25 protein-coding genes and 2 tRNA genes are annotated in these 25856 nt (G+C 36.5%); 25 read left to right on the top strand and 2 right to left on the bottom strand.

Annotated elements, in window-relative coordinates:
* Nucleotides 1-17 precede the first annotated feature (17 nt).
* The 24 genes from KHA87_RS21260 (at nt 18) to KHA87_RS21145 (ending at nt 22735) form a co-directional block, all read left to right on the top strand.
* Complete coding sequence (locus tag KHA87_RS21260) at nt 18-1211, top strand: G5 and 3D domain-containing protein (RefSeq protein ID WP_249310722.1); 1194 nt, start codon at nt 18-20, stop codon at nt 1209-1211.
* A gap of 204 nt (nt 1212-1415) precedes the next feature.
* The gene (gene rnmV / locus KHA87_RS21255) at nt 1416-1976 is read left to right on the top strand and encodes a ribonuclease M5 (protein WP_213096138.1); all 561 of its coding nucleotides are present in this window, start codon (nt 1416-1418) and stop codon (nt 1974-1976) included.
* Complete coding sequence (rsmA, locus tag KHA87_RS21250; RefSeq protein WP_213096137.1) at nt 1969-2859, top strand: 16S rRNA (adenine(1518)-N(6)/adenine(1519)-N(6))-dimethyltransferase RsmA; 891 nt, start codon at nt 1969-1971, stop codon at nt 2857-2859. Before rnmV ends, rsmA begins: the two co-directional genes overlap by 8 nt.
* Nucleotides 2860-3011: 152 nt before the next feature.
* The gene (yabG, locus tag KHA87_RS21245) at nt 3012-3887 is read left to right on the top strand and encodes a sporulation peptidase YabG (RefSeq protein WP_213096136.1); all 876 of its coding nucleotides are present in this window, start codon (nt 3012-3014) and stop codon (nt 3885-3887) included.
* Between the two features lie 237 nt (nt 3888-4124).
* Nucleotides 4125-4376: a biofilm formation stimulator Veg gene (veg, locus tag KHA87_RS21240; protein WP_213096135.1), complete on the top strand. Its 252-nt coding sequence runs from the start codon at nt 4125-4127 to the stop codon at nt 4374-4376.
* Between the two features lie 184 nt (nt 4377-4560).
* Nucleotides 4561-4743: a small, acid-soluble spore protein, alpha/beta type gene (locus KHA87_RS21235; protein WP_213096134.1), complete on the top strand. Its 183-nt coding sequence runs from the start codon at nt 4561-4563 to the stop codon at nt 4741-4743.
* Between the two features lie 447 nt (nt 4744-5190).
* Complete coding sequence (gene ispE, locus KHA87_RS21230; protein ID WP_213096133.1) at nt 5191-6057, top strand: 4-(cytidine 5'-diphospho)-2-C-methyl-D-erythritol kinase; 867 nt, start codon at nt 5191-5193, stop codon at nt 6055-6057.
* 77 nt (nt 6058-6134) lie between these two features.
* A complete protein-coding gene (purR, locus tag KHA87_RS21225; RefSeq protein ID WP_213096132.1) occupies nt 6135-6965 on the top strand; it encodes a pur operon repressor in 831 nt (276 codons plus the stop codon).
* 17 nt (nt 6966-6982) lie between these two features.
* Nucleotides 6983-7360 carry a RidA family protein gene (locus KHA87_RS21220; protein WP_213096153.1) on the top strand — a complete coding sequence of 126 codons (378 nt, stop codon included), beginning with the start codon at nt 6983-6985 and terminating at the stop codon, nt 7358-7360.
* Nucleotides 7361-7613: 253 nt separating this feature from the next.
* Nucleotides 7614-7907: a septation regulator SpoVG gene (gene spoVG / locus KHA87_RS21215; protein ID WP_213096131.1), complete on the top strand. Its 294-nt coding sequence runs from the start codon at nt 7614-7616 to the stop codon at nt 7905-7907.
* A 289-nt stretch (nt 7908-8196) separates the two neighbouring features.
* Complete coding sequence (gene glmU / locus KHA87_RS21210) at nt 8197-9570, top strand: bifunctional UDP-N-acetylglucosamine diphosphorylase/glucosamine-1-phosphate N-acetyltransferase GlmU (protein ID WP_213096130.1); 1374 nt, start codon at nt 8197-8199, stop codon at nt 9568-9570.
* A gap of 13 nt (nt 9571-9583) precedes the next feature.
* The gene (locus KHA87_RS21205; RefSeq protein WP_213096129.1) at nt 9584-10540 is read left to right on the top strand and encodes a ribose-phosphate diphosphokinase; all 957 of its coding nucleotides are present in this window, start codon (nt 9584-9586) and stop codon (nt 10538-10540) included.
* Nucleotides 10541-10881: 341 nt separating this feature from the next.
* Nucleotides 10882-11520: a 50S ribosomal protein L25/general stress protein Ctc gene (locus KHA87_RS21200; protein ID WP_213096128.1), complete on the top strand. Its 639-nt coding sequence runs from the start codon at nt 10882-10884 to the stop codon at nt 11518-11520.
* Between the two features lie 162 nt (nt 11521-11682).
* Complete coding sequence (gene pth / locus KHA87_RS21195) at nt 11683-12240, top strand: aminoacyl-tRNA hydrolase (RefSeq protein ID WP_213096127.1); 558 nt, start codon at nt 11683-11685, stop codon at nt 12238-12240.
* A gap of 69 nt (nt 12241-12309) precedes the next feature.
* A complete protein-coding gene (gene fin, locus KHA87_RS21190) occupies nt 12310-12540 on the top strand; it encodes an anti-sigma-F factor Fin (protein ID WP_213096126.1) in 231 nt (76 codons plus the stop codon).
* A gap of 103 nt (nt 12541-12643) precedes the next feature.
* Complete coding sequence (mfd, locus tag KHA87_RS21185) at nt 12644-16171, top strand: transcription-repair coupling factor (RefSeq protein ID WP_213096125.1); 3528 nt, start codon at nt 12644-12646, stop codon at nt 16169-16171.
* Between the two features lie 258 nt (nt 16172-16429).
* Nucleotides 16430-16966, top strand: a complete 537-nt coding sequence (gene spoVT, locus KHA87_RS21180; RefSeq protein ID WP_213096124.1) for a stage V sporulation protein T — start codon at nt 16430-16432, stop codon at nt 16964-16966.
* A 346-nt stretch (nt 16967-17312) separates the two neighbouring features.
* Nucleotides 17313-18884 (top strand): putative polysaccharide biosynthesis protein, encoded by a 1572-nt coding sequence (locus KHA87_RS21175; RefSeq protein ID WP_213096123.1) that lies wholly within the window; start codon nt 17313-17315, stop codon nt 18882-18884.
* A 14-nt stretch (nt 18885-18898) separates the two neighbouring features.
* Nucleotides 18899-20356 (top strand): bifunctional methyltransferase/pyrophosphohydrolase YabN, encoded by a 1458-nt coding sequence (yabN, locus tag KHA87_RS21170; RefSeq protein WP_213096122.1) that lies wholly within the window; start codon nt 18899-18901, stop codon nt 20354-20356.
* Between the two features lie 21 nt (nt 20357-20377).
* The gene (locus KHA87_RS21165) at nt 20378-20641 is read left to right on the top strand and encodes an RNA-binding S4 domain-containing protein (RefSeq protein ID WP_213096152.1); all 264 of its coding nucleotides are present in this window, start codon (nt 20378-20380) and stop codon (nt 20639-20641) included.
* A gap of 231 nt (nt 20642-20872) precedes the next feature.
* The gene (gene yabP, locus KHA87_RS21160; protein WP_055741688.1) at nt 20873-21178 is read left to right on the top strand and encodes a sporulation protein YabP; all 306 of its coding nucleotides are present in this window, start codon (nt 20873-20875) and stop codon (nt 21176-21178) included.
* Nucleotides 21175-21810 carry a spore cortex biosynthesis protein YabQ gene (yabQ, locus tag KHA87_RS21155; RefSeq protein ID WP_213096121.1) on the top strand — a complete coding sequence of 212 codons (636 nt, stop codon included), beginning with the start codon at nt 21175-21177 and terminating at the stop codon, nt 21808-21810. The genes yabP and yabQ overlap by 4 nt, the downstream gene beginning before the upstream one ends.
* 45 nt (nt 21811-21855) lie before the next feature.
* A complete protein-coding gene (locus KHA87_RS21150; RefSeq protein WP_213096120.1) occupies nt 21856-22260 on the top strand; it encodes an FtsB family cell division protein in 405 nt (134 codons plus the stop codon).
* Between the two features lie 67 nt (nt 22261-22327).
* Nucleotides 22328-22735: a S1 domain-containing RNA-binding protein gene (locus tag KHA87_RS21145; RefSeq protein ID WP_213096119.1), complete on the top strand. Its 408-nt coding sequence runs from the start codon at nt 22328-22330 to the stop codon at nt 22733-22735.
* A 141-nt stretch (nt 22736-22876) separates the two neighbouring features.
* Here KHA87_RS21145 and KHA87_RS21140 read toward each other — a convergent pair.
* Together KHA87_RS21140 and KHA87_RS21135 are read right to left on the bottom strand one after the other, a co-directional pair.
* A tRNA-Glu gene (locus KHA87_RS21140) sits at nt 22877-22948 on the bottom strand.
* Nucleotides 22949-22957: 9 nt separating this feature from the next.
* A tRNA-Met gene (locus KHA87_RS21135) sits at nt 22958-23034 on the bottom strand.
* Nucleotides 23035-23382: 348 nt separating this feature from the next.
* Between KHA87_RS21135 and spoIIE the strand changes: the two genes are divergently transcribed.
* Entirely contained in the window at nt 23383-25854 is a 2472-nt protein-coding gene (gene spoIIE / locus KHA87_RS21130; RefSeq protein WP_213096118.1) for a stage II sporulation protein E, read from the top strand.
* The last annotated feature ends 2 nt before the right edge of the window (nt 25855-25856 follow it).

Here is a 25856-nt window from a genome sequence, read left to right as displayed (position 1 = left end):
GGAGGCGAGTTACTTTCATGCTAGTGAATAACATGAAAAACCTGTTATCCAGGTCAGTGTGTAAGAAGAAGTGGACTATATTTATTGCTAGTTTCCTAGTCTTTGTGATCACCATTTGCTTAATTACCTTTGAAACTACAAAAAAGACAGTAGCTATGACTATAGACGGGAAAAGAAAGGTGATTAAGACACACGCAAATACGATAGGGGAATTGTTAGACGATCTTAAGATTAATTTAAAGCAACAAGACTACTTATCCCTACCTGTCGAGACAAAGGTTAAAAACCAATTATCTTTTGTATGGGATCCAGCCAAAAAGGTAACTATAACAATGGATGGGAAAAAGAACCAAGTTTGGACGACTGCCGATACTGTTCAGGAATTATTAGAGGATAAAAATATCGGTCTCCGTCTGGTTGATCAAATTAAACCAAAAAAGAACTCTAAAATCTATGAAAATATGAATATAACCATACAAAAGGCTTTTCCGGTTACATTCAATAATGGTGGTAAGAAGACAAAAGCATGGTCTACTTCGACTACTGTCGGTGACTTTTTAAAGCAGCAAGGCATTATACTACAAGATTTGGATCGGACCAATCCAAATACCAATCAATTAGTAAAGCCCAACGAAGTAATAAAAGTGATTCGAGTTAAAAAAGTCACCGATGTAGTGGAAGAACCAATCGAATTTCCTGTAGTTACCCAAAAAGATGCAAGCCTATCAATGGGTGAAGAAAGAGTTTTACAACAAGGCCAAAACGGTCTCGTTCAAATGTTATATGAGGTCATTATTGAAAATGGCAAAGAAGTGAGCAGAAGCCTGATAAAAAAAGACATATTGAAGGAAAGCAAATCAAAAATAGTTGCGGTAGGATCAAAAATGACCAACCAAGCTTCTAGAGGCAGTATGGAGACCGCCCGCGAGTTTTATGTCAACTCTACTGCGTATACTACCAATTGCAATGGCTGCTCAAGCCGTACTGCAACAGGAATTAATTTGAACGCAAATCCCAATATTAAGCTAATTGCGGTGGATCCGCGAGTCATTCCGCTCGGTTCAAAAGTTTATGTTGAAGGCTATGGATATGCAATTGCAGGTGATACAGGCGGTGCAATTAGAGGAAATACGATTGACGTATACTTCTCAAGCAAATCAGATGCGTATCGCTGGGGAAGACGGTCTGTAAAAATTCGTATATTAAAATAGTATGACAGAGGGCTATCCCTCTGTTTTTGTTATTTTTAAGGGATAATACATTTAAACAGTAAGTATTTTATGGGAAATTGTCTACATCAAGCTTCAGCGTCCCGTGTATTTGTTCATTTAATTAAACATGTTATATAATATGAAGGTGAATTCATACAATTAGACGATTCTGAATGAAGAATGTTTCAATAATTTGGAGGAAAGATGAAAATAAAAGAAATAATTGTTGTGGAAGGCCGTGACGATACAACTGCTATTAAAAGGGCAATTGATGCAGATACAATAGAAACGAATGGTTCGGCTATTTCGCAAGAAGTTATCGAAAAAATACGATTGGCTCAAGAAAAAAGGGGAGTAATTATTTTTACGGACCCTGATTTCCCTGGGGAAAAAATTCGAAAAACCATTGAAAATAAAGTTCCTGGATGCAAACATGCATTTTTAAAAAAGCAGGATGCAAAGCCTTCTTCCGGCAAAGGGATTGGCGTAGAGTACGCTAGTCCTGAAGCAATAAGGCAAGCATTAAGGGATGCCCATACAATGGAGACAGAAATAGTAGAATTAATTACACAAGAGGACCTGCTTACAGCTGGGTTAATTGGCGGAATAAGAGCTAAGGGAAGAAGAGAACGTTTAGGTGAATTGTTAAAAATCGGTTACACAAATGGTAAACAGCTTCACAAAAGGCTAATGATGTTTCAAATTAAAAAAGAAGAATTTGCTGCAGCCTTAACAAAAGTTTTGCAGGAGGAGCATAATGCATAAAGATATTGCAACACCACTAAGAACGAAGGAAATCCTTCATAAATACGGGTTTTCTTTTAAGAAAAGTTTAGGACAAAACTTTCTTGTTGATTCCAATATATTAAGAAAAATTACAGAGTTTGCTCATTTAACGAATGAAACAGGTGTCATTGAAATTGGCCCGGGAATTGGTGCTTTAACAGAGCATTTAGCAAGGACAAGCAAAAAAGTGGTGGCATTTGAAATAGACCAAAGGCTTTTACCAATATTAGAGGATACGCTATCACCATATAACAATGTAAAGATTATTCATCAAGATATCTTAAAAGCAGATGTACAAGAGGTTATCGCTGCAGAATTTGGTGATACAAAGGATATTATGGTAGTGGCAAACCTACCGTATTATGTGACTACCCCGATATTATTAAAATTACTTAATGAGCAATTACCGTTGCGAGGAATAGTGGTAATGCTGCAGAAGGAAGTTGCAGACCGTATCTCGGCAAGTCCGGGAACAAAGGAATATGGTTCGCTGTCGATTGCTATCCAGTATTATACACAAGCAGAAACAGTGATGATTGTACCTAAATCTGTTTTTACTCCGCAACCAAATGTTGATTCAGCGGTTATTCAACTCCTTAAACGCGATAAGCCTGTTGTAGAATTAGAAAACGAGGAATTTTTCTTTCATGTTACTCGCACTTCCTTTGCACAACGAAGAAAGACGATAATAAATAATCTAACAAGCGGATTGCAAAATGGAAAAGAAAATAAAGCAAAGATAATATCAGCTCTTGAAAAGGCAAACATCGATCCTACAAGGAGAGGTGAAACTTTGTCTATCCAGGAATTTGCCACATTAAGTAATATATTACTTGAAACCCTTCCTATTAATGAGAAATAAATCCTCTTTACATCAGTGGTCTTTATAAAGAAGACCACTGATGTAAAGCCCCTAATCTAAAATCCAAAGAATTGAAAAGCACAACTTTCCCAACTTCGCATAGCCTATATAGAAGTATCAACGAGTAATCTGACCAAGTGGAGTTGAAGACGGTGAATGTTCAAATAAATTCAATTGTTGGGCGCCAGTCTTATGAATGTGATCTTCTATTTAAAGTAATTGATATAAAAGTAATAGATGGAAAAAAAACAGCCGTTCTTTATGGAGAAGACTTTCGCTTGATTGCAGATGCCCCTATCGACGATTTAGTTTTAATTAATCGGGATGAACGCTCAAAAATATCTCGGGAGTATCGAACGCTGGAGGCGCAGTCCTTTGAATTGTTTCAGCAGGAAATGGAGTTAATAAAACAACGACAGGAATATCAAGCAACAAACAGCTACAGTAATGATTATAATTTTTTTCAAATACCTGGGCGTGTTCTTCATATAGACGGAGATCCATCATATTTAAAAAAGTGTTTGGATTTATATGAGAAAATTGGTCTTACCGTTTATGGAGTACATTGTCATGAGAAAGAAATGCCGAATCAGATTTCGTATTTGCTTGACCAATATCGTCCAGATATATTAGTAATAACCGGACATGATGCATATTCAAAGGCAAAGGGAAAAAAGTCGGATATAAACGCTTATCGGCATTCTAAATATTTTGTAAAAACTGTGAGTGAAGCCAGAAGGAAGATTCCGCATTTAGATCAACTCGTGATATTTGCAGGTGCGTGTCAATCTCATTTCGAATCGTTGATTTATGCAGGTGCCAATTTTGCGAGTTCTCCATTAAGAGTCAATATTCATGCACTTGACCCAGTTTATATTGTTGGAAAAATTTGCTATACCCCTTTTATGGATCAAATTAATGTTTGGGATGTATTACGTAATACTTTAACAGGCGAAAAGGGTATTGGGGGTATTGAAACAAAGGGAGTGCTAAGAACTGGGATGCCATACAAACCAGTTGAAGATTGAAACAAAAAGCCACTAATGGAAAAACATTAGGGCTTTTTGTTTTTTGTCTCTCTTTTGCTTTCCTTTATCTTTACATAATATAAAAAGAAATGGAAATACTAGTAAATGTAAAAAAAACAGTCATTTTGTTGATGAAAAAATATTGACACAGACTTTGTTTCATTGATAAAATTAATAATTTATGTTTGACGTATTTTTGATTTTGTGGTACACTAATACATAGTGAGGTGGAGCAAAATGCCAAAAACATTAACTGACATTAAAAAATCCCTTGACTCTAATTTGGGTAAACGATTAATGTTGAAAGCTAATGGTGGACGAAGAAAAACAATTGAGCGTTCTGGTGTTTTGGCAGAAACTTATCCATCAGTTTTTGTCATCGAATTAGATCAAGAGGAAAATGCTTTTGAGCGTGTTTCCTATAGCTATGCAGATGTACTTACTGAAACAGTACAACTTACCTTCATTGATAAACATCAAGAAATTTAAAATAGCTAGCAGTAGACAATTTTGTGTTTACTGCTATTTATTTTGTTTAAAAAACTTTTAACATTTTTCAACAAAATTCGTTCATTATTTACATATATAGCATTTTATTCTTCTTCCATCCAGAAAATAATCGAGGGCTTCTTGCAAATAATAATAATGCGGCATAACAAAGGGGGAAATCGTAATGGGCAGGAGAAGAGGTATTATGTCTCATCAGTTAAAAGAAGAATTAGCAAAGGAACTAGGATTTTATGATGTCGTAAAAGAAGAAGGATGGGGCGGCATCAAGGCAAGGGATGCAGGGAATATGGTTAAAAGAGCCATTGAGCTAGCAGAGAAGCAGCTTGCCAATAAGAATCAAATATAATATTAATAACCTAAAGCTCCATAACGAAATCTAAAACTATGCCGTAGACCGAGGTTATCTCGGTCTTTTTTTTTTAGAGATTATTCAAATTGTAAATAGTAAAGAAAGTAAAGAATCAATTCGAAAAACTGTTTTATTACAGGCTTTTTCATAAACTTTGTTTTTTTAGAAGAAAATCTTAGTTGTAATCTAATTTTTGTAATGAATAATCCTTTTAAGAAAAGATGCTCTAAGCTATGGCTATATTAGGATCTATAGCAATATACGGAAAAAATAATCAATACAAAACAGCATTATAAAAAAAACTTCCGACTTTTAAAGATTAGTGATAAAATACCGTATTTGTGGAGATTGTCATGTACATATCTATTTATGGTAAAATAGGACAAATAATATAGTGCTTAAACTTATGTAGAAATGTGTTTTAAGCTAAAGTAGGTGTAATGATTGAAGCTTTTAGTAAAAGCTCCGGCAAAAATAAATTTATCCCTTGATGTACTAAAAAAACGGGAAGACGGTTACCATGAAGTTGAAATGGTGATGACGACCATTGATTTATCGGACCGGATTGAGCTTACAGAAAGAAGAGACGGGGAAATTTTTATTATTTCACAAAGCCGTTTTGTACCAGATGATCAACGAAATCTGGCATATCAAGCAGCTAGGTTATTAAAGGAGAAATTTCAAATTAAGCAAGGTGTTTCCATAGCTATTGATAAAATGATTCCAGTTGCAGCAGGGCTGGCGGGAGGAAGCAGCGATGCAGCTGCAACACTTAGAGGCTTAAATCAGCTCTGGAATCTAGGGTTAACGATGGACCAATTAGCCGAAATTGGTGCAGAGATAGGTTCGGATGTTTCCTTTTGTGTATATGGAGGTACAGCATTGGCCAAGGGGCGCGGAGAAAGGATTATGGAATTACCCGCACCTCCGAATTGCTGGGTAATTCTTGCTAAGCCATCTATCGGCGTTTCAACAGCAGATGTTTATAATAATTTAGACATAGCGACGGTAAAACACCCAAATACAAAGGCGATGATTCAAGCCATTCAGCAAAAGGACTATGAGGGTGTTTGCAGGGAAACAGGGAATGTTCTTGAAAGTGTAACATTGAAGTTACATCCTGAGGTGTATCAAATCAAGGAACAAATGGAACGGTTTGGCGCCGATACTGTCCTTATGAGTGGAAGCGGTCCAACGGTATTTGGCCTCGTTCAATATGATTCTCGACTGCAAAGAATATATAACGGATTGCGAGGATTTTGTGATCAAGTATTTGCAGTAAGGCTGTTGGGAGAGCGTTTTCCATATTAAAAACAGACAATAGACATATTCCGTATATTAATGATATATTAAACGTATAATATTCGTGTTTAACGGAGGCTTGTTATATGAAGTTTCGTCGCAGTGAGCGTCTTATCGATATGACTCATTATTTATTAGAGCGGCCAAAGGAACTTGTTTCATTGACATTCTTTTCCGAAAGATATGGCTCTGCCAAATCTTCTATTAGTGAGGATTTAGCCATCATCAAGGAAACTTTTGAAAAGCAAGGAATCGGGACACTTCAAACTGTACCAGGAGCTGCAGGGGGAGTGAAATATATTTCAAAAGTAAATATCGGTGAAGCAAAGGAATTTATTAGTCAGCTTTGTAATCTTATTGCCAGTGAGGATCGATTACTTCCTGGAGGATATCTATATTTGACAGATTTGCTTGGAACCCCGCAAATCATGAATAAAGTCGGAAAGATATTAGCAACGGCATTTGCAGCATCTGACATAGATGTTATTATGACAGTTGCTACAAAAGGAATCCCTATTGCACATGCTATCTCGGAACATTTAAATGTGCCTTTTGTCATTGTTAGAGGGGATAGTAAGGTAACGGAGGGCTCAACGGTAAGCATTAATTATGTATCCGGGTCTACTAAACGGATCCAAACGATGGTGCTTTCCAAAAGAAGCCTTAATGAGGGTGCAAAGGTATTAATAGTGGATGATTTTATGAAAGCGGGAGGAACGATAACAGGAATGATGAATCTTTTAGAAGAATTTAAAGCCTCTGTTGCCGGAATCGCCGTTCTAGTCGAATCAGAAGATGCACAAGAGAGATTAGTGGACGACTATGTTTCTTTAGTAAAGCTTATGGATGTAGATATGAAGGAGAAGAAGATCAAGGTAGTTGAAGGAAATTATTTTTCTCAAGGGTCTGTAAAATAGTTAAACTGGAGGAGAAAATTATGAAAGTAGTTGCAACAAAGGAAGCACCTGCCGCTATAGGTCCCTACTCACAAGGAATTGTTGTAAATAATTTATTTTTTAGTTCAGGACAAATTCCTCTTACTGCAGAAGGTGTAGTCGTATCAAATGATATAAAAGAACAAACACATCAGGTATTTCGTAATCTTCAAGCCGTTTTAAAAGAAGCAGGAGCTTCCTTAGAATCGGTTGTTAAAGCAACTGTATTTATTAAAAATATGGATGATTTTGCAATGATAAATGAGGTATACGGGGAGTATTTTTCCTTACATAAGCCTGCCCGTTCATGCGTAGAGGTTGCAAGATTACCTAAAGACGTTTTAATAGAAATTGAAGTAGTAGCACTAGTAAAATAATCTAGCATGAAAACAAACCAATTTTGGTTTGTTTTTTTTTAATTTCAGTGAAACCTTTACGCTAACCATACGTATAAATATTTAGTTTCATGTCCATATTGTCTTAATATATGGGCTCTAAAACTATTAATTTTTTTACAAAACTGGGATTCATTAAATTTTTTAAAAAATTATACAATTAAAGAAGGAGTTTTCTAAAATCTGTTGAATACATTAACTAGATTCTATCTAGGGAAAAAGGTGGTGAACACAGATGGAAGTAACAGACGTTAGATTGCGCAGGGTTAATACGGAAGGAAGAATGAGAGCGATTGCCTCTATTACTTTGGATAATGAATTTGTTGTCCACGATATCCGTGTGATTGATGGAAATAACGGTTTGTTTGTAGCAATGCCAAGCAAACGTACTCCAGATGGAGAATTTCGTGATATTGCACATCCAATTAACTCTAATACGCGAAGCAAAATTCAAGATGCAGTATTAGCGGAATACAATAGATTGGGTGAGTTAGAAGAAGTTGAATTCGAAGAAGCAGGTGCTTCTTAAATAAATTATTACAACTAGAGCCTACTTCCATAGTAAGGCTCTTTTTCTATTAAGGCTCTTTCTTCAACTCTGATACATCCTTAAGAAAATAATAAAATGGAAGAATCGAAATTAAAAAGAGTTCCTTTATTTACCTCTAAAAACCACCTTTAGGAAAAAAAGAATATGTTTTCCTCCACTTTTCCCCATATTTCTTTACAATAATTTGTACTTCATGAAGATTCCTTGAAATAGTACATTATTTAAGATATATTTTTTATGGATAAATAGGTTTATTGGGGGCCCAAATATGACAAAACGATTTGCTGTTATTTTGGCGGCAGGACAAGGAACGCGAATGAAATCAAAGCTTTATAAAGTGCTTCATCCTGTTTGTGGAACACCGATGGTTGAACATGTTGTCGATCAAGTATCAAAGCTTAATATTGATAAGATGGTCACTATAATCGGACACGGAGCAGACCTGGTAAAAGCAAGGCTGGATGGTAAGACTCTTTTTGCTCTTCAAGAGGAACAATTGGGTACAGGACATGCAGTAATGCAGGCAGAGGAAGTCTTATCCTCGGAAGACGGAATTACTCTTGTTGTTTGTGGAGATACACCGCTTATTACAGCGGAGACCATCGAGGCATTATTAAAGCATCATGAGGAACAAAGCGCGAAGGCTACAATTTTAACAGCATATACGGAAAAACCAGATGGTTATGGACGTGTAATTAGGAATAAAGACGGTTTCGTCGAAAAAATTGTCGAGCATAAGGATGCATCTCAGGATGAACGGAAGGTAAATGAAATAAATACAGGTGTTTTTTGCTTTGACAATCAAAAACTGTTTGAGGCGCTTAAACAAGTCAAGAATGATAATGCTCAAAATGAGTATTACTTACCCGATGTGATTGCAATATTAAAGTCACAAGGTGAAATGGTTTCTGCTTATCAAACAAATGATATGGACGAAACGCTTGGAGTAAATGACCGTGTTGCGTTAGCAAGTGCAGAGCGGATCATGAGAAGAAGAATAAACGAAAAACACATGAGAAATGGTGTTACCATTATAGACCCTGATAACACGTATATACAATCAGAAGTGGTAATAGGCTCAGATACGACTATTCTACCAGGTACACAGCTTGCTGGGAAAACAGTAATTGGCGAAGATTGCGTGATAGGACCAAACTCGGAAATTAAAGATTGTCAAGTTGAGAATGGTACGAATATTAAGCAATCCGTAGCGCATCAAAGCTTCATTGGCTCCAATGTAAATATCGGCCCTTTCGCTCATATTCGCCCAGATTCACATATAGAAGAAAATGTAAAGATAGGTAATTTTGTTGAAATTAAAAAGGCTGTATTTGGAAAAGGAAGTAAAGCTTCCCATCTAAGTTATATTGGGGACGCAGAAGTAGGCTCCGACGTAAACATCGGCTGCGGTTCTATTACGGTGAATTATGACGGAAAAAATAAATTTTTGACAAAAATTGAAGATGGTGTATTTGTTGGCTGCAATTCTAATCTGATAGCACCTGTAACAATTGGAAAAAATGCATATATTGCAGCAGGTTCTACCATTACAGATGATATTCCTGCAGAAAGCTTATCCATTGCACGTGCAAGACAAGTGAATAAGGAAAACTATGTTAGTAAACTAAAACACAATCAATAATTGGAGGTCCATCATGTCTAACCAATATTTAGACCCAAATTTGAAGATTTTTACATTAAATTCCAATGTACAATTAGCTGAAGAAATTGCCCAAGTAGTAGGTGTTGAGCTTGGTAAATGTTCTGTAACCCGCTTTAGTGATGGGGAAATTCAAATTAATATTGAAGAAAGTATTCGCGGATGTGACGTTTATGTTGTCCAGGCAACAAGTTCACCTGTTAATGAAAGATTGATGGAACTTCTAATTATGATCGATGCTCTTAAACGAGCATCAGCTAAGACGATAAATATTGTAATGCCATATTACGGATACGCTCGCCAGGACAGAAAAGCTCGTGCACGTGAACCAATTACAGCTAAATTAGTTGCAAATTTAATTGAGACAGCCGGAGCGACGAGAGTAATTACATTGGATTTACATGCACCGCAAATCCAAGGATTCTTCGATATACCTATTGACCATTTGATGGGTGTTCCAATCTTGGCGGATTACTTCAAGAGTAAAAAATTCAATGATGAGATTGTCATAGTCTCTCCAGACCATGGCGGTGTAACACGAGCACGCAAGATGGCTGATCGCTTAAAAGCTCCGATAGCAATCATTGATAAGCGTCGCCCACGTCCAAATGTAGCGGAAGTGATGAATATTGTGGGGAATATCGAAGGCAAAATTGCTATCCTTATTGATGACATTATTGATACTGCAGGTACGATTACACTTGCGGCAAATGCATTAATCGAAAATGGAGCAAAGGAAGTATATGCGAGCTGTACTCATCCGGTATTATCTGGTCCTGCAATTGAAAGAATTGCAAATTCCAAAATTAAAGAATTAGTTGTTACAAATTCAATTACGCTTCCAGAAGAAAAGAAAATTGATAAAGTGGTCGAATTATCGGTTGCGGCATTGCTTGGCGAAGCGATTATTCGCGTCCATGAAAACCAATCTGTAAGTACATTATTTGATTAATATAGAAATAGAGCCCGTGTAAAGCGGGCTCTATTTTTTGTATAGCTAAGGAAAAGGACGGCCTTTTCATATTATTATGTTTAGATTGTACAAATTAAGGGGAATTTATATAGAGAGATTATTTACAAAGGCTATTTTCTTGAACTTTGTTGGTTTTGTAGATGAATACCTATTAGCATCCTTATTTCGGTTATGTTGGTTGTCTTCAAAGAGATGCCTCGAAATAAAAGCTACATTAAGATGTATGAACATTTACGAAAAGCAACAGGTTAGAATCGGTATTTGGATTTTAACAATTTATACGAGAACAGCCTTTATATAAGAATAGGAGGAATAGTTGGATGGTGGCGATATTAGATGCGAAAAGGAGAAATAATAAGCAACATTCGGAGCTCCAGCAGCTACGCAGAAATGGCAATATTCCTGCTGTAGTTTATGGCTATAAGTCGGAAAATACTCCTGTGTATGTAAGTGAGGCTGATTTTACCAGAACTATTAGGGAAGCAGGCAGAAATGGCGTCATATCATTAAATCTAGAGGGACAGAAACAGAATGTAATATTAAATGATTATCAAGAGGATTCTTTAAAGAAAACAATTGTTCATCTTGATTTTCTGGCGGTTGATTTATCTTCCGAAATTGAAGCAAATGTCCGTGTGGAATTAATAGGAGAAAGTTCCGGCGTGAAGGATGGTGGTGTCCTTCAGCAACCGATTCATGAGTTATCTGTGACAGCAAAGCCTAATGATATACCTGATGCGATAAGGGTGGATGTCAGCAATCTGCAAGTTGGTGAAACAGTTTCCATCTCTGATATAAAAGGTAATTATCCTTTCAGTATTAATCATGAAGATACAGAAACCATCGCTTCCATATTGCCTCCAAGACAAGAAGAGGAAATTAGTACAGGGGAGCAACAGGAGTCCGGAATGCCTGATAACCTTGAAGGAAGAGAAACAACGGAAACAGAAGGTGAATAGAATTATAATGGCATGTCTCAAAAAAGAGATATGCCATTTTTTCTTTATTGCCCTTGACCATTTGTTCCCTAAAAAATCCCCATGTATAATATTAAATATAAAATGTAATTGCAAAAAGGTGAGGATCATTTTTTGTGATATAGTTAAGTTGAGGTGTAATGAATGAAATTAATCGTAGGCTTAGGAAATCCCGGGTCACAATTTGATAAAACGAAGCATAATATAGGGTTTGAAGTAATTGATGAGTTAGCCAAGAGATATTCAACTAACTTAAATCAATCAAAATATAATGGTCTATATACAATAATTCATAATAATGGACAAAAATTCATGCTTCTAAAACCTTTGACTTACATGAATTTATCTGGTGAATGTATAAGACCGTTAATGGATTATTATGATATAGCTTTGGATGAATTATTAGTTATTTATGATGATCTTGATCTGCCTGTCGGAAAGATTCGTTTACGGCAAAAAGGCAGTGCTGGCGGACATAACGGTATTAAATCTACTATTGCCCATATAGGGACACAGTCCTTTAATCGCATTAGAATTGGGATAGGGCGTCCGGAAAATGGTATGTCTGTACCGGATTATGTACTTAGCAAGTTCAAAAAAGAGGAGTGGACAACACTTCAAATAGCGATAGGAAATTCGGCAGATGCATGTGAATCTTGGCTGGATAAACCGTTTATCGAGGTTATGAATCAATTTAATTAAGTTCAGAATGAATAACTCCTTATTAGCATGTTCATACTATTAAAAAAGTACTAATAAGGAGGCAAGCCAATGGCGATACACTATTTTTGCCGTCATTGCGGAACCAATATGGGGAGCATAGAAAGCTTGTCTGTTCATGCCGATCATCTTGGATTAAATACATTAACAAATGAGGAACGCCAAGACATGGTTTCTTATGAACAAGATGGAAGTATTCATATAAAAGCGATATGCGAAGATTGCCAAGATGCACTTACAAGGAACCCCGAACTGCATGCACATGATTACTTGATTCACTAATTTAGCTTTGGGAGAATCCAAAGCATTTTTCTATTGCCTTTAAAAATAGTAATTGTTTCATATAGAAATTAATAGTTATTTATTTAGAAGGGAGGGCTATTGATTGAAGGGATTAAAACAAGTTATCCTGCACCAAGATGAAATTCAATCGGTTATCACCGGAATTGAGGGAAACCTAAAAGAGCAACTAGTAGCAGGTTTATCAGGGTCCTCCAGAACGGTGTTTATTTCATCTTTATTCGAGAAATCAAATCAATCCATAGTGATCGTGACGTATAATCTATTACAAGCGCAGAAATTATATGATGATTTGTCACAACTAGTGGATGAGAATGTCGTGTACTTATATGCTGCAAATGAGCTGATTGCTGCGGAAATTGGTATAGCAAGCCCAGAATTAATGGCCCAGCGAATTGAAACATTAAATTTCCTTGTATCTAAACAAAAAGGAATTATCATTGTTCCAATGGCAGGCTTACGGAAAGTGCTGCCTACTCCTGAATTATGGAGAAAATATCAGCTGAATTTTGAGGTTGGAGAGGATATAGATCTCAAACATGTTTTAGATGCTCTTATTGCAATGGGATATAACCGCAATGAAATGGTAGGAACCCCGGGGGATTTTAGCTTACGTGGTGGTATTTTGGATATTTACCCTTTGACAGAGGCAAACCCTATTCGGATTGAATTATTTGATACAGAGATAGATTCGATTAGAACTTTTGCTGTAGAGGATCAGCGATCGGTAGAAAAAAGAAATAATATTTTAATTGGACCAGCAACAGAGTCTCCCGTTGAAGTGGAGATGTTGGGAAAGGTTGCAGAACGGTTGGAGAAGGAGCTCTCCAAAACTCTTAAAAAAGTGAAAACTGCAAAATCAAAGGAACTTTTAACGCAAAATATTGGGTATGCTATTGAAAATTTAAGAAACGGGCAAAAACCGGAGCAGTTTTTTAAGTTTCTATCATTAGCATACGAAACTCCTGCGAGTTTACTAGATTATTTAGATGGAAACGGGCTCGTTGTCTTAGATGAATATAGTCGTATTCAGGAGATGAATGACCGCTTAGAGAATGAAGAGGCAGAATGGTTTACTTCATTACTGGAGGAAGGTCAAATTGTTCATGAATTAGAGGTATCCCATAATTTATCAAAATTATTAATTCAAGCTAATTTACCAAGGCTGTATTTGTCCTTATTCTTGCGTCATATTCCAAATACGAATCCGCAAAATATCGTCAATATAACATGTAAGCAAATGCAAAATTTCCACGGGCAAATGCATGTCCTTAAGACGGAAATGGAGCGATGGAGAAAGGGAAGCTTTACCGTTGTTTTTCTGGCAACTGATGAAGGTCGTATCTCTAAATTACATAGCGTATTAGAGGATTATGAGATTGAGGCGGCAGTAGTGAATGATTCTAATAAGCTATTGCTGAATCATATACAAATAATTCAAGGAAATCTTAATACAGGATTCGAACTTCCAATGCAAAAATTGGCTGTCATTACGGAAGAAGAGCTTTTTAATAAGAAAACGAAAAAGTCTCCACGCAGGCAAAAGCTGTCAAATGCTGAAAGAATCAAAAGCTATTCAGAATTGAAAATTGGGGACTATGTTGTTCATGTTAACCATGGTATCGGTAAATACTTAGGAATCGAAACCTTAGTTATTAATGGGGTTCATAAGGATTATTTACATATAAAATACCAAGGAACCGATAAGCTATATGTCCCTGTAGAACAAATTGAGCTTGTTCAAAAATACGTAGGTTCTGAGGGGAAAGAACCAAAGGTATATAAACTTGGTGGCACTGAGTGGAAAAAAGTCAAGAAGAAGGTTCAATCCTCCGTACAAGATATTGCAGATGACTTAATAAAGCTTTATGCGGAGCGGGAAGCTGCCAAAGGCTATGCTTTTTCACCAGATGGGGATATGCAAAGGGAGTTTGAAGCTACTTTTCCATACGAAGAGACAGATGACCAGCTTCGTTCCATTCAAGAAATTAAACGTGATATGGAAAAAGAAAGACCAATGGACCGTTTATTATGCGGTGATGTAGGTTACGGTAAAACAGAGGTTGCCATCCGTGCGGCATTTAAGGCGATAGTGGATGGCAAACAGGTTGCATTTCTTGTTCCAACCACTATCTTAGCTCAGCAGCATTATGAAACGATGAAGGAACGTTTTCAGGATTATCCGATATCTATTGGGCTATTAAGTCGATTTAGGACTAGAAAGCAACAAACAGAAACGACAAAAGGATTAAAAAATGGAACGGTAGATATTGTTGTGGGAACCCATCGAATCTTATCAAAGGATATACAATTCCATGATCTTGGTCTGTTAATCATTGATGAAGAGCAGCGATTCGGTGTTACCCATAAAGAAAAAATCAAACAAATGAAAACGAACGTGGACGTTCTTACGCTAACAGCCACACCAATTCCAAGAACCTTGCATATGTCCATGCTAGGAGTACGGGATTTGTCTGTTATAGAGACACCGCCTGAGAATCGATTCCCAGTTCAAACTTATGTCATGGAATATAACGGTCATCTTGTACGCGAGGCAATTGAACGCGAATTAGCAAGAAATGGACAGGTATATTTTTTATATAATCGGGTAGAGGACATCGAAAGAAAGGCAGAGGAAATTTCTACACTTGTTCCGGATGCACGTGTAACATTTGCCCATGGGCAAATGACGGAAAGTGAGCTCGAATCTGTTATTTTAGGTTTCCTGGAAGGTGAGTACGATGTCTTAGTGACAACTACTATCATTGAAACAGGTGTCGATATCCCGAATGTGAACACCTTAATTGTATATGATGCGGACCGTATGGGATTATCGCAGCTATATCAGCTGCGTGGCCGAGTTGGGCGATCCAATCGGGTAGCTTATGCATATTTTACTTACCGAAAAGACAAGGTTTTAACGGAAGTTTCGGAGAAAAGACTGCAAGCTATTAAAGAGTTCACAGAGCTTGGATCCGGCTTTAAAATCGCTATGCGTGATTTATCCATAAGAGGTGCCGGGAATATTCTTGGTGCCCAACAGCATGGCTTTATTGACTCAGTTGGATTTGATTTATATTCTCAAATGCTGCAAGAAGCGATAGAAGAAAGAAAAGGCACCAACCACCTGGAAAAACGGCCTTCCTTTGAAATTGATTTTGAGATAGATGCCTATATTCCAGATACCTATATTAAGGATGGCCATCAAAAGATTGAGATGTATAAAAGATTTAGAGCAATTGAATCGATTGATGAAATGGAAGAATTACGGGAAGAAATGATTGATCGCTATGGTGAATATCCAGTACAGGTAGAATATTTATTCACCATAGCTGAAATGAAGTTATTTGCATTGGAGGCTAACCTAGAGTCTGTAAAGCAAATAAAAAATGGTATTTCCATTCTTGTTACAGAAAAAGGAACTCAGAATATTGATGGACCAAGAGTGGTGGAGGTTTGTAATCAATACGGCCGTGCTGTAGGATTTGGCATGGACGGCAATAAATTAAAAATCACATTAAATATAAAAGGGATTACAGAGGAAAGATGGCTCTCCATCATCATGGAAATAATAAAGGAATTGAAAAATGCAAGTAAGCAGCATGTTAGCTAAATGACAAATGGAAAGCGTCACATAAGAAAGATGTGGCGTTTTCCCTTTTTTTAACCATTGCTATGTTTATTTTTTCGTTCCTTGAGGTAAAGATACAATATCATCTTCAAGGATTTTAAGACAGAAATATTAACTCATATGTATAGAACTTCCTAGATGAAAGATACTAATGACAACGTTGGTAAAAGATTCATTCATTTACAAAATAGGCAGTGAGCTGCCGAATCAAATCATCTGATGAAAGTGAGGCAACATAAGATGAAAGCAACTGGAATTGTTCGTCGTATTGATGATTTAGGAAGAGTGGTTATTCCAAAGGAAATTCGCAGAACTTTACGTATCAGGGAAGGAGATCCATTAGAGATCTTCGTCGACCGCGATGGAGAAGTAATTCTAAAGAAGTATTCCCCAATTAGTGAATTAAGCGATTTTGCAAAGGAATACGCGGAGGCATTGTATGACAGTTTAACAAGCCAGGTTTTAATTTGTGACAGAGATGCAGTTATTGCTGTTGCAGGAGGATCGAAAAAGGATTACTTAAATAAAAGCATTGGCAGTGTTATAGAAAAGGTAATGGATGATCGAAATCCTGCACTCGTTACAAACAAAGGACAAGCTCAACTGGTAGATGGATACGAAGAAGAGATTGCCTCCTATGCTATTTCACCTATCGTTGCAAATGGAGATCCAATTGGTGCTGTTGTTATTTTTTCCAAAGACCGTACAATCGGAGAAGTAGAACAAAAAGCCACTGAAACAGCTGCAGGGTTTCTTGCAAGACAAATGGAACAGTAACATATGGAATGAACGGAAGCGGGTGAATATAACCTGCTTCTTTTCTTTGCAAGGAATTTATAAAAATTATCCTTGTGGATAATTTCGGGAAATTTGTCTACGTCTAGCTTTCAATTTCACTCGGTAAAATTACAATGCAAATTTCACTTGGTAAAATTACAATGCAAATTTCACTTGGTAAAATTACAATGCAAATTTCACTCATCTATACGCCGATGGGGAAGGCGCCCCGCGCATTTGTTCTTTATGGCTTTTTTCAAAAAGTCGTAAAGCTTCCCAGAATTTCCACCTTTGAAGGGATATGCTATAATACTAAATATTTTTATTATAGGAAGGTCGAAGTAATTTGACTCATGAGGATTCGAAGAAGATTGTTAAAGGTGCATTTATTTTAACTATTGCAGCTGCCATTACAAAAATATTAAGTGCTGTTTATCGTGTTCCATTTCAAAATATAGTCGGGGATGTTGGCTTTTATATTTATCAGCAAATTTATCCAATTTACGGGATAGCCATAGCATTAGCCACGTATGGATTTCCAGTAATCATTTCAAAGCTGGTTGCTGAGGGTGAAGCGGGTAATGATATAAATATAAGGCAAATGATGAAATCAATCTTTATTTTGTTAAGTATGTTGGGGATCTTCTTATTTTTGATTGTTTTCATTGGTTCTCCATTTATTGCTAAATTAATGGGCGATCAGAGATTAGAGCCTTTAATAAAAACGATTTCCTTTTCATTTTTACTCGTTCCTTTTGTTTCTATTATCAGAGGCTATTTCCAAGGGAAAGGTATGATGCTTCCCACAGGAATATCTCAGGTAACGGAACAATTTATTAGAGTTGCCTCAATATTAATTTTGACCTTTTTTTTAGTGAGAAAGGGCTATTCCCTTTATATCACTGGAGAAGGTGCCTTGATTGGGTCAATAGCGGGTGGAGTGGTATCTTTATTCGTTTTGATTTCCTTTTTTTGGAGGTTTAGAAGGAAGGGAAATCCAACGGCAATGGGAGGCACGCGAGTAAAGCTTGGGAAGACTTTCTTGCTTCATGGTATGGCCATTTGTATAAGTGGAATGCTTCTAGTTTTATTTCAATTAGTGGATTCCTTAAATATTTATGCCTTATTAACTAAATCAGGCGTATCTTTAGACGAAGCGAAGAAGCTAAAAGGCATATATGACCGAGGGCAGCCCCTGCTACAGTTAGGAACCATAGTTGCCACCTCTCTTTCCCTAACATTAGTGCCTGTTATATCCTCAGCATTTAAAATGGGTAATGACGCTATATTAAAGGAAAAAGTGCTAGGTGCCATGAAAATTAGCATTATTGTTGGGATGGGAGCTACGGTTGGATTAATAAATATTATGGAGCCTACGAATATGATGCTATTTAAAAATGATCAGGGCTCCATTGTTTTGGCTGTATTCTCCATATCTATATTATTTAGCTCTATTATTTTAACTATTACTGGGATTTTACAGGGAATTGGACGGGTATATACTCCTGCATTATATATGATAATTGGGGTTTTGATTAAATTTATCGCTAATCAATGGTTCGTTCCAATATTTGGAACCTTAGGCGCAGCGATAGCGACGGTTATCGCTTTAGGAATTGTTTCTGTATGCTGCATAGCAAGGCTTTCTGCCATTAATTTAGGAAAATTATCTTTTCAATATTATATTAAAGTTATTGCTGCCGCTTTTATCATGACAGCCGTCTTGCAGGGGTGGATAATATTTTGGAAAAACATCATCCCCTTACATCGTTCATCGAGTATTTTCTTTGCCCTTTCAGGCGTTATAGTGGGAGGAATTGCTTATTTGCTTTCTATTCTAGGATTAAAGCTTTTTAAAGGACACGAAATAGAAATGATACCTTTTGGAAATAAGCTATTCAAAAGGCATCAAAATTAGGAGTGATCAATCAGATGAGTAATTGTATTACTATAATTGGTTTAGGTGCAGGGGATCTTGACCAGCTGCCATTAGGAGTCTATAAATTATTAAAAAATGCCAGTACCGTTTTTTTAAGAACAAAGGAACATCCCGTTGTTAAGGATTTAGAAGCGGAAGGTCTAAACTTTATAAGCTTTGATGATATTTATGAACAGTATGACCGATTTGAAGAGGTGTATGAGGAAATTGTAAATCGTTTATTTATTGCCGCAAAACAGAAGGATATCATATATGCAGTTCCCGGACACCCTCTTGTAGCAGAGCGTACGGTTCAATTACTTCTCGAAGAAAGTGGGCAACATGGTTTACAAGTCCATATTGCCGGGGGACAAAGCTTCATTGATCCTTTATTTACTGCAGTGAAGGCAGATCCGATAGAAGGGTTTCAATTATTAGACGGAACCGACTTAAAGAGAGATGATATTCAAACCAATCAGCATCTTATCATTGGGCAAGTTTACGATGCTTTTGTAGCATCCAATGTAAAATTAACACTAATGGAAAAGTATCCGGATGATTATTCGATTATGATTGTTACGGCAGCCGGTACTACCGAGGAAAGAATAGAGCAGGTTCTCCTGTATGAATTAGATCGACAATTAGAAATGAATAACCTTACAAGTGTGTATGTACCGCCTATGAAGAAGCCTTCACTTACAGAATTTTCTTCATTGCGGTCGATTATTGCTGATTTAAGAGGTCCAAATGGCTGCCCTTGGGATAAAGAACAGACACATCTCACCTTGAAAAAATATTTAATCGAAGAATCATATGAACTATTGGAAGCAATTGACGAAGATGATATCGATCATATCATCGAGGAACTAGGAGATGTTCTTCTCCAGGTAATGCTGCATGCTCAGATTGGCGAAGATGAGGGCATGTTTACTATTGATGATGTGATTGAAAGAATTTCTGATAAAATGATACGCCGACACCCTCATGTGTTTGGAGATGTTGATGTAAATGATGTCGATGACGTCATAAAAAATTGGAGCGAAATAAAGGAACAGGAAAAAGGCAGAGAAAAGAAACAATCTATTTTGGATGAAGTAGCAAAGGGCTTTCCTGCTATTATGAAAGCTTACGAATATCAGAAAAAGGCTTCCAAGCTTGGCTTTGATTGGAATCAGCCAGATGAGGCATGGAAAAAAGTACTTGAAGAAATGAAGGAATTTCAAACGGAAATCACGAAGAATGATAGAGAGAAGCAGCTTTCCGAATACGGAGATCTCCTTTTTGCTATGGTGAATGTCGGGCGGTTGCTTTCCATTTATCCTGAAGAGGCACTTGAAATGACCAATCAAAAATTCAGGAGAAGATTTCGTTACATGGAAGAAGCAGTTGAAAATAGTGAACGGCCTTTCTCCCAATATACTTTAGCTGAATTAGATGAGCTCTGGGATAAAGCAAAAAAAGCGGGATTATAGAGGTGAAAGATAATGAGTACAATGCGATTGGATAAATTTTTAAAGGTTTCAAGATTAATTAAAAGAAGAACACTTGCGAAGGAAGTAGCAGATCAAGGACGAATTACAATAAACGGGATGCAAGCGAAAGCTAGCTCTAATGTAAAAATTGGTGATGAGCTAGTGGTACGTTTTGGACAGAGACTTGTAACAGTCAAAGTAGAAAATTTGCAGGAAAATACCCGAAAAGAGGACGCTGCAAATATGTATAGTGTTATCAAAGAAGAACGTATAAATCAAGAATAACCACTCCTTTTTATGGAGTGGTTATTTTTTTAATGATAAAAAGGTATTGCTTCACAATTTGAATCGTTGTCTAGCGCATCCGTTTGCCGTTTATCAAAACGTTTCCGCTTTTCTTAATAGGCTTGTTCTTTTTTAATAATCCCCATCATACACATGAATATATAGCATGGACTAGCCAATGATTAGTGAGAAATCTATGTGTGGAAGGAATATGGAAAGCGGGGGATTATGTTGAGTCAATATTATGATACACCTTCTAGTGGAAAAAATGTAAATCAAGAGCATGATGTGATTATGCGAGGGCGAAAACTTCTTGACATTACCGGTGTAAAACAGGTGGATAGCTTTGATAATGAGGAGTTCTTGTTGGAAACGGTTATGGGATTCCTTGCTATTCGAGGGCAAAATCTGCAAATGAAAAACCTTGATGTTGAAAAAGGGATTGTTTCCATTAAGGGGAAGGTATTTGATTTAGTTTACTTAGATGAACATCATGGGGAGAAGGCTAAAGGCTTCTTTAGCAAGCTATTTCGATGAGCCTAACCACGCAATTTTACACAATGCTTGCCATGATCGCAATGGGAAGCATTTTTGGTGCCTCCCTTGATACGTATAACCGTTTCCTTCAAAGGGGTAAAAGAAAAAGATGGATTGTGTTCGTCAATGATGTGATGTTCTGGATTATACAAGGACTAGCCATCTTTTATATTTTATTTTTAGTCAACTATGGCGAGATTCGCTTTTATATATTCATTGCTCTTGTTTGCGGTTTTGCTGCCTATCAAGCTTTAATGAAAAATATATACTTGAATTTACTAGAAATACTGATAAACACGATTATTGCAATCTATCAATTTTTGGTAAAATTATTCATGTCTTTAATTTATAATCCTATTAAATGGATCATTTTAGCCCTCATTACCATTTCCGTTGCTTTAGGAAAAGTTTTATTGTCCCTTGTGCAACTATTTGCAAAGATGTTATTATGGACTCTAAAGGTAATCTTTTATCCAATAAAATGGATTGGAACATTATTATGGAAACTAGTTCCTGTTGCTTTTAGAAAATTTATCGAAAAAATATTTCAAAGATTAGCAGGGATTTTAAAAAAAGCTAAGAATAAAATTATATATATATTTAAATGGATTCGGAGAATTTTTAACAAATAATATTTAGTTTTAGTTTTTTTAGAAGCGAAGAAGGAGGTTTAAGGGATGGGTGCCAGAATACAGAAAAATATTACACCGATGCAAAATGCATATACAAAACAACAAATGATGAAGGAAAAAGTATTAGCTCGAAGAAAAAAGCTGCTTTTTCGGAGATTAATTGCATTTAGTTTTATTGCATTGGCATCCGTATACTTACTGGTTTCTACACTCATCACTAGAAACCACCAATTGGCAGTTAAGCAGGAAGAAAAGGCTAAGCTTACAAAGTCTCTTGCGGAGCTTAGGAAAGAAAAGTCTTATCTTCAAGATGAAGTGGTTAAATTGAACGATGATAACTATATTGCGAAATTAGCCAGAAGTGAATATTTTCTTTCTGAAAAGGGAGAAATTATTTTTAATATCCCTGAGGATAAGAAGAAGGATGACGATAAAGACGTGTCTTATTGACACTCTTTTTTAACGTCCGATATAATATATAATAAGCTTTATCTTTTTAAGGAGGAAATTATTTTTTATGTCGATCGAAGTAGGCAGCAAGTTACAAGGGAAAGTAACAGGGATCACAAATTTTGGAGCGTTTGTTGAATTGCCTGAAGGCTCAACAGGTTTGGTTCATATTAGTGAAGTAGCAGATAACTATGTGAAGGATATTAATGAGCATTTGAAGGTTGGCGATGAAGTCCAAGTCAAGGTCATTAATGTTGAGAAAGATGGCAAAATTGGTTTATCTATTCGAAAAGCAAAGGAACAGGCACCACCATCACAGAAACCTCGTCATAATAAACCAAGTCATAACCAACGTCCAAAAGAAAATTTCGAGCAAAAAATGGCTCGTTTTTTAAAGGATAGTGAAGATCGTCTATCTTCATTAAAACGCCATACTGAATCAAAACGCGGTGGTCGAGGAGCAAGACGAGGCTAACTTGCTGTCTATTCAAATATAGCAGGTAGAAGGGAACCTTCATAAGAAAAGCATTCTTTTTGAAAAAGAATGCTTTTTTGTTTTTTAAAATAAAAAAATGGCTAGCAATTCTGCTAACCATCTGTGTCTGCTTGTTTCATATGACCCGTACGGGATTCGAACCCGTGTTACCGCCGTGAAAGGGCGGTGTCTTAACCGCTTGACCAACGGGCCAACTTAATATGGTAGCGGCGGAGGGGATCGAACCCACGACCTCACGGGTATGAACCGTACGCTCTAGCCAGCTGAGCTACGCCGCCATTTTATAAAAAGTTGCTTTAAAAGCACAAGTTCAATAATACATACGGATTAAATTTTTGTCAATATGTTTTTTGTGTTTTTTTAAACAGGAAAGCTAATTAATTATTTTGCTGTAAAAAATACTGTCGAAACCTTACTTTCTCTATAAAAATATGCTAATTACCTCTTTATCTGTATAGAAAATCCTTCGTATATTCCACTTTGGACAAAAAACATGGAGGTCCTTCCATAATTTCGCTGAAAGAAGTCGAACTTTTCTTTTAATTCACCTCTCAATTTTGACAAACTTTTAAACCTGTCCAATATATAATGGTTTGCAACTACAACGCCAAAGGAGTGTATAAATAATGGAAAAGGCGGATAGCTTTATGAATCAAGGAAGTAACTTAGAGGAAACAAAGCTTGAGGTTTCCAAAAGATTGACAAGACTTCAGGTAAAGCTAGATCAATTCTTTCTCCAGAAAGGTGTAGCTCTCATATTAATAGGTTTTTTACTTGGACGGGCTTTAATTTTATCTCATTTATCACCATTTGCATTACCATTTTTTGTTGCTGTTTACATGATGAGAAGAAAAAAGGCACCTTTAGTATTACTTGGGCTGCTTGCAGGGGCGTTAACACTATCCATTGCAAATGTTGTATATACCTTTTCATGTGCAGTTATTTTTTTAGTTGTATTTCGAATAATTGCCAGGGTTCATCATGATGAGATAAAAGCACTGCCTTATTATGTGTTTTTTACTTCTTTTATAGCCAGATGTGTTTTTTTGTACATTCAAAATCACGACAACATCACATTATATGATGGAATGATGGCGGGAGTAGAGGCGAGTCTTACTTTTATTCTTACCCTAATCTTTATGCAAAGTATTCCACTTTTATCACTAAAAAAAAGAAAAAAAAGCTTAAAAACAGAAGAGGTCGTCAGTCTTATCATTATGCTTGCTTCTGTTTTGACAGGGACTATTGGGTGGTCCATCTATAATTTGACGGTTGAGCATATTTTATCCAGATACTTGGTATTGTTATTTGCATTTGTTGGAGGAGCCACTGTGGGTTCCACCGTAGGAGTTGTAACGGGTCTTATTTTCAGTTTAGCTAATGTATCCAGCTTCTATCAAATGAGCTTGTTAGCATTTTCAGGGCTACTGGGAGGACTTTTAAAAGAAGGGAAAAAGATTGGTACCTCAATTGGCCTGTTAATCGCCACATTACTAATTGGAATGTATGGGGATGCACAAACATCTTTAATTCAAAATATTTACGAATCCTGCATTGCTATTTTGCTGTTATTTATAACTCCTCAACAATTAACCAATAAAATGGCAAGGCATATTCCAGGAACGTCGGAATTTGCCCAAGAGCAGCAGCAATATATGAGGAAAATCAGAGATATTACGGTTCACCGTGTAGAACAATTTTCCTCCGTTTTTCAAGCTTTATCCAATAGCTTCTCACAGTATGACGAATGGCGGGACGGAGATTATGAAGATCAGGAGTTTGATTATTTTCTAAGTAATGTTACAGAAAAGACTTGTCAATCTTGCTTTAAGAAAGAGCAATGCTGGGCAAAAAACTTTGATAAAACGTATGAGTTAATGAAAAAGGTAATGAATGAATATGATCTGGGTGAGGGAGTACTCTCACAACGTATGCATCGGGAGCTGGACAAGCATTGTGTTAAATCAAAAAAAGTGGAGGATGCTATATATCAGGAATTAACGTTCTTTCATGCTAACCAAAAATTGAAACAGCAAGTAAAGGAAAGCAGAAAGCTCGTTGCAGAACAATTATTGGGTGTTTCAGAGGTAATGGGGGATTTTGCAAATGAAATCAAAAGAGAAAGAGAAAATCATCAAAAACAAGAGGAAATGATATTAGACGCACTACAAGATTTTGGATTGGAAATAGAGCAGGTTGAAATTTATAGTCTTGAAGAAGGAAATATTGATATAGATATGACCATACCAACAAATAATAGTCATGGGGAATGTGAAAAAATAATCGCCCCATTACTTTCTGATATATTAGGAGAAACCATCGTTGTAAAGAAGGCGGAATATGTCAAATATCCAAATTGTTTTACCTACGTAACATTTAGGTCAGATAAGGCCTATGTCGTTAAAACAGGTGTTGCACATGCTGCCAAAGGTGGGGGCTTTGTATCAGGAGACAGTTACTCAATGATTGAATTAGGGGCAAGGAAATATGCTATTGCAATCAGTGATGGTATGGGAAACGGTGAAAGAGCTCATCACGAAAGTAATGAGACTCTTAAGTTATTACAAAAAATACTACAGTCTGGAATAGAAGAGAAAGTAGCAATCAAATCAGTAAATTCCATTCTTTCATTAAGAACGACGGATGAAATATTTTCAACATTAGACCTAGCAATGATTGATTTACAAGATGCTAGTGCGAGGTTTTTGAAGATAGGCTCCACTCCAAGCTTTATCAAAAGAGGCGACAAGGTACTAAAGGTTGAATCTAGTAATTTACCAATGGGAATCATTCAGGAATTTGACGTGGAAGTTGTTTCCGATCAACTGAAGGCAGGAGATCTGCTTATCATGATGAGCGACGGTATTTTCGAGGGTCCTAAACATGTTGAGAATTATGATTTATGGATGAAACGAAAAATACGAGAATTGCAAACAGAAGACCCACAAGAAATTGCGGATTTAATTATGGAAGAGGTGATTAGGACAAGGTCGGGATTAATTGAAGATGATATGACCATTGTTGTTGCCAAAATTGAACATAATACTCCGAAGTGGGCAGCGATACCGTTGAACAAGCGAAAGGCGCTAATATCCTAATA

Source organism: Bacillus sp. FJAT-49736 (assembly GCF_018343615.1).
GTDB lineage: Bacteria > Bacillota > Bacilli > Bacillales > Bacillaceae_C > Margalitia.
This window is presented reverse-complemented; position numbering and strand designations above follow the sequence as displayed.

What these genes read in the sequence shown, in the direction of transcription:
- spoVG (WP_213096131.1), top strand. Translation starts at nt 7,614, where the DNA reads ATGGAAGTAACAGACGTTAGATTGCGCAGGGTTAATACGGAAGGAAGA.
- yabQ (WP_213096121.1), top strand. Translation starts at nt 21,175, where the DNA reads ATGAGCCTAACCACGCAATTTTACACAATGCTTGCCATGATCGCAATG.
- rnmV (WP_213096138.1), top strand. Translation starts at nt 1,416, where the DNA reads ATGAAAATAAAAGAAATAATTGTTGTGGAAGGCCGTGACGATACAACT.
- KHA87_RS21205 (WP_213096129.1), top strand. Translation starts at nt 9,584, where the DNA reads ATGTCTAACCAATATTTAGACCCAAATTTGAAGATTTTTACATTAAAT.
- pth (WP_213096127.1), top strand. Translation starts at nt 11,683, where the DNA reads ATGAAATTAATCGTAGGCTTAGGAAATCCCGGGTCACAATTTGATAAA.
- veg (WP_213096135.1), top strand. Translation starts at nt 4,125, where the DNA reads ATGCCAAAAACATTAACTGACATTAAAAAATCCCTTGACTCTAATTTG.
- purR (WP_213096132.1), top strand. Translation starts at nt 6,135, where the DNA reads ATGAAGTTTCGTCGCAGTGAGCGTCTTATCGATATGACTCATTATTTA.
- KHA87_RS21200 (WP_213096128.1), top strand. Translation starts at nt 10,882, where the DNA reads ATGGTGGCGATATTAGATGCGAAAAGGAGAAATAATAAGCAACATTCG.
- KHA87_RS21260 (WP_249310722.1), top strand. Translation starts at nt 18, where the DNA reads ATGCTAGTGAATAACATGAAAAACCTGTTATCCAGGTCAGTGTGTAAG.
- spoIIE (WP_213096118.1), top strand. Translation starts at nt 23,383, where the DNA reads ATGGAAAAGGCGGATAGCTTTATGAATCAAGGAAGTAACTTAGAGGAA.
- glmU (WP_213096130.1), top strand. Translation starts at nt 8,197, where the DNA reads ATGACAAAACGATTTGCTGTTATTTTGGCGGCAGGACAAGGAACGCGA.
- rsmA (WP_213096137.1), top strand. Translation starts at nt 1,969, where the DNA reads ATGCATAAAGATATTGCAACACCACTAAGAACGAAGGAAATCCTTCAT.
- KHA87_RS21165 (WP_213096152.1), top strand. Translation starts at nt 20,378, where the DNA reads ATGCGATTGGATAAATTTTTAAAGGTTTCAAGATTAATTAAAAGAAGA.
- fin (WP_213096126.1), top strand. Translation starts at nt 12,310, where the DNA reads ATGGCGATACACTATTTTTGCCGTCATTGCGGAACCAATATGGGGAGC.
- yabN (WP_213096122.1), top strand. Translation starts at nt 18,899, where the DNA reads ATGAGTAATTGTATTACTATAATTGGTTTAGGTGCAGGGGATCTTGAC.
- KHA87_RS21235 (WP_213096134.1), top strand. Translation starts at nt 4,561, where the DNA reads ATGGGCAGGAGAAGAGGTATTATGTCTCATCAGTTAAAAGAAGAATTA.
- KHA87_RS21150 (WP_213096120.1), top strand. Translation starts at nt 21,856, where the DNA reads ATGGGTGCCAGAATACAGAAAAATATTACACCGATGCAAAATGCATAT.
- KHA87_RS21145 (WP_213096119.1), top strand. Translation starts at nt 22,328, where the DNA reads ATGTCGATCGAAGTAGGCAGCAAGTTACAAGGGAAAGTAACAGGGATC.
- spoVT (WP_213096124.1), top strand. Translation starts at nt 16,430, where the DNA reads ATGAAAGCAACTGGAATTGTTCGTCGTATTGATGATTTAGGAAGAGTG.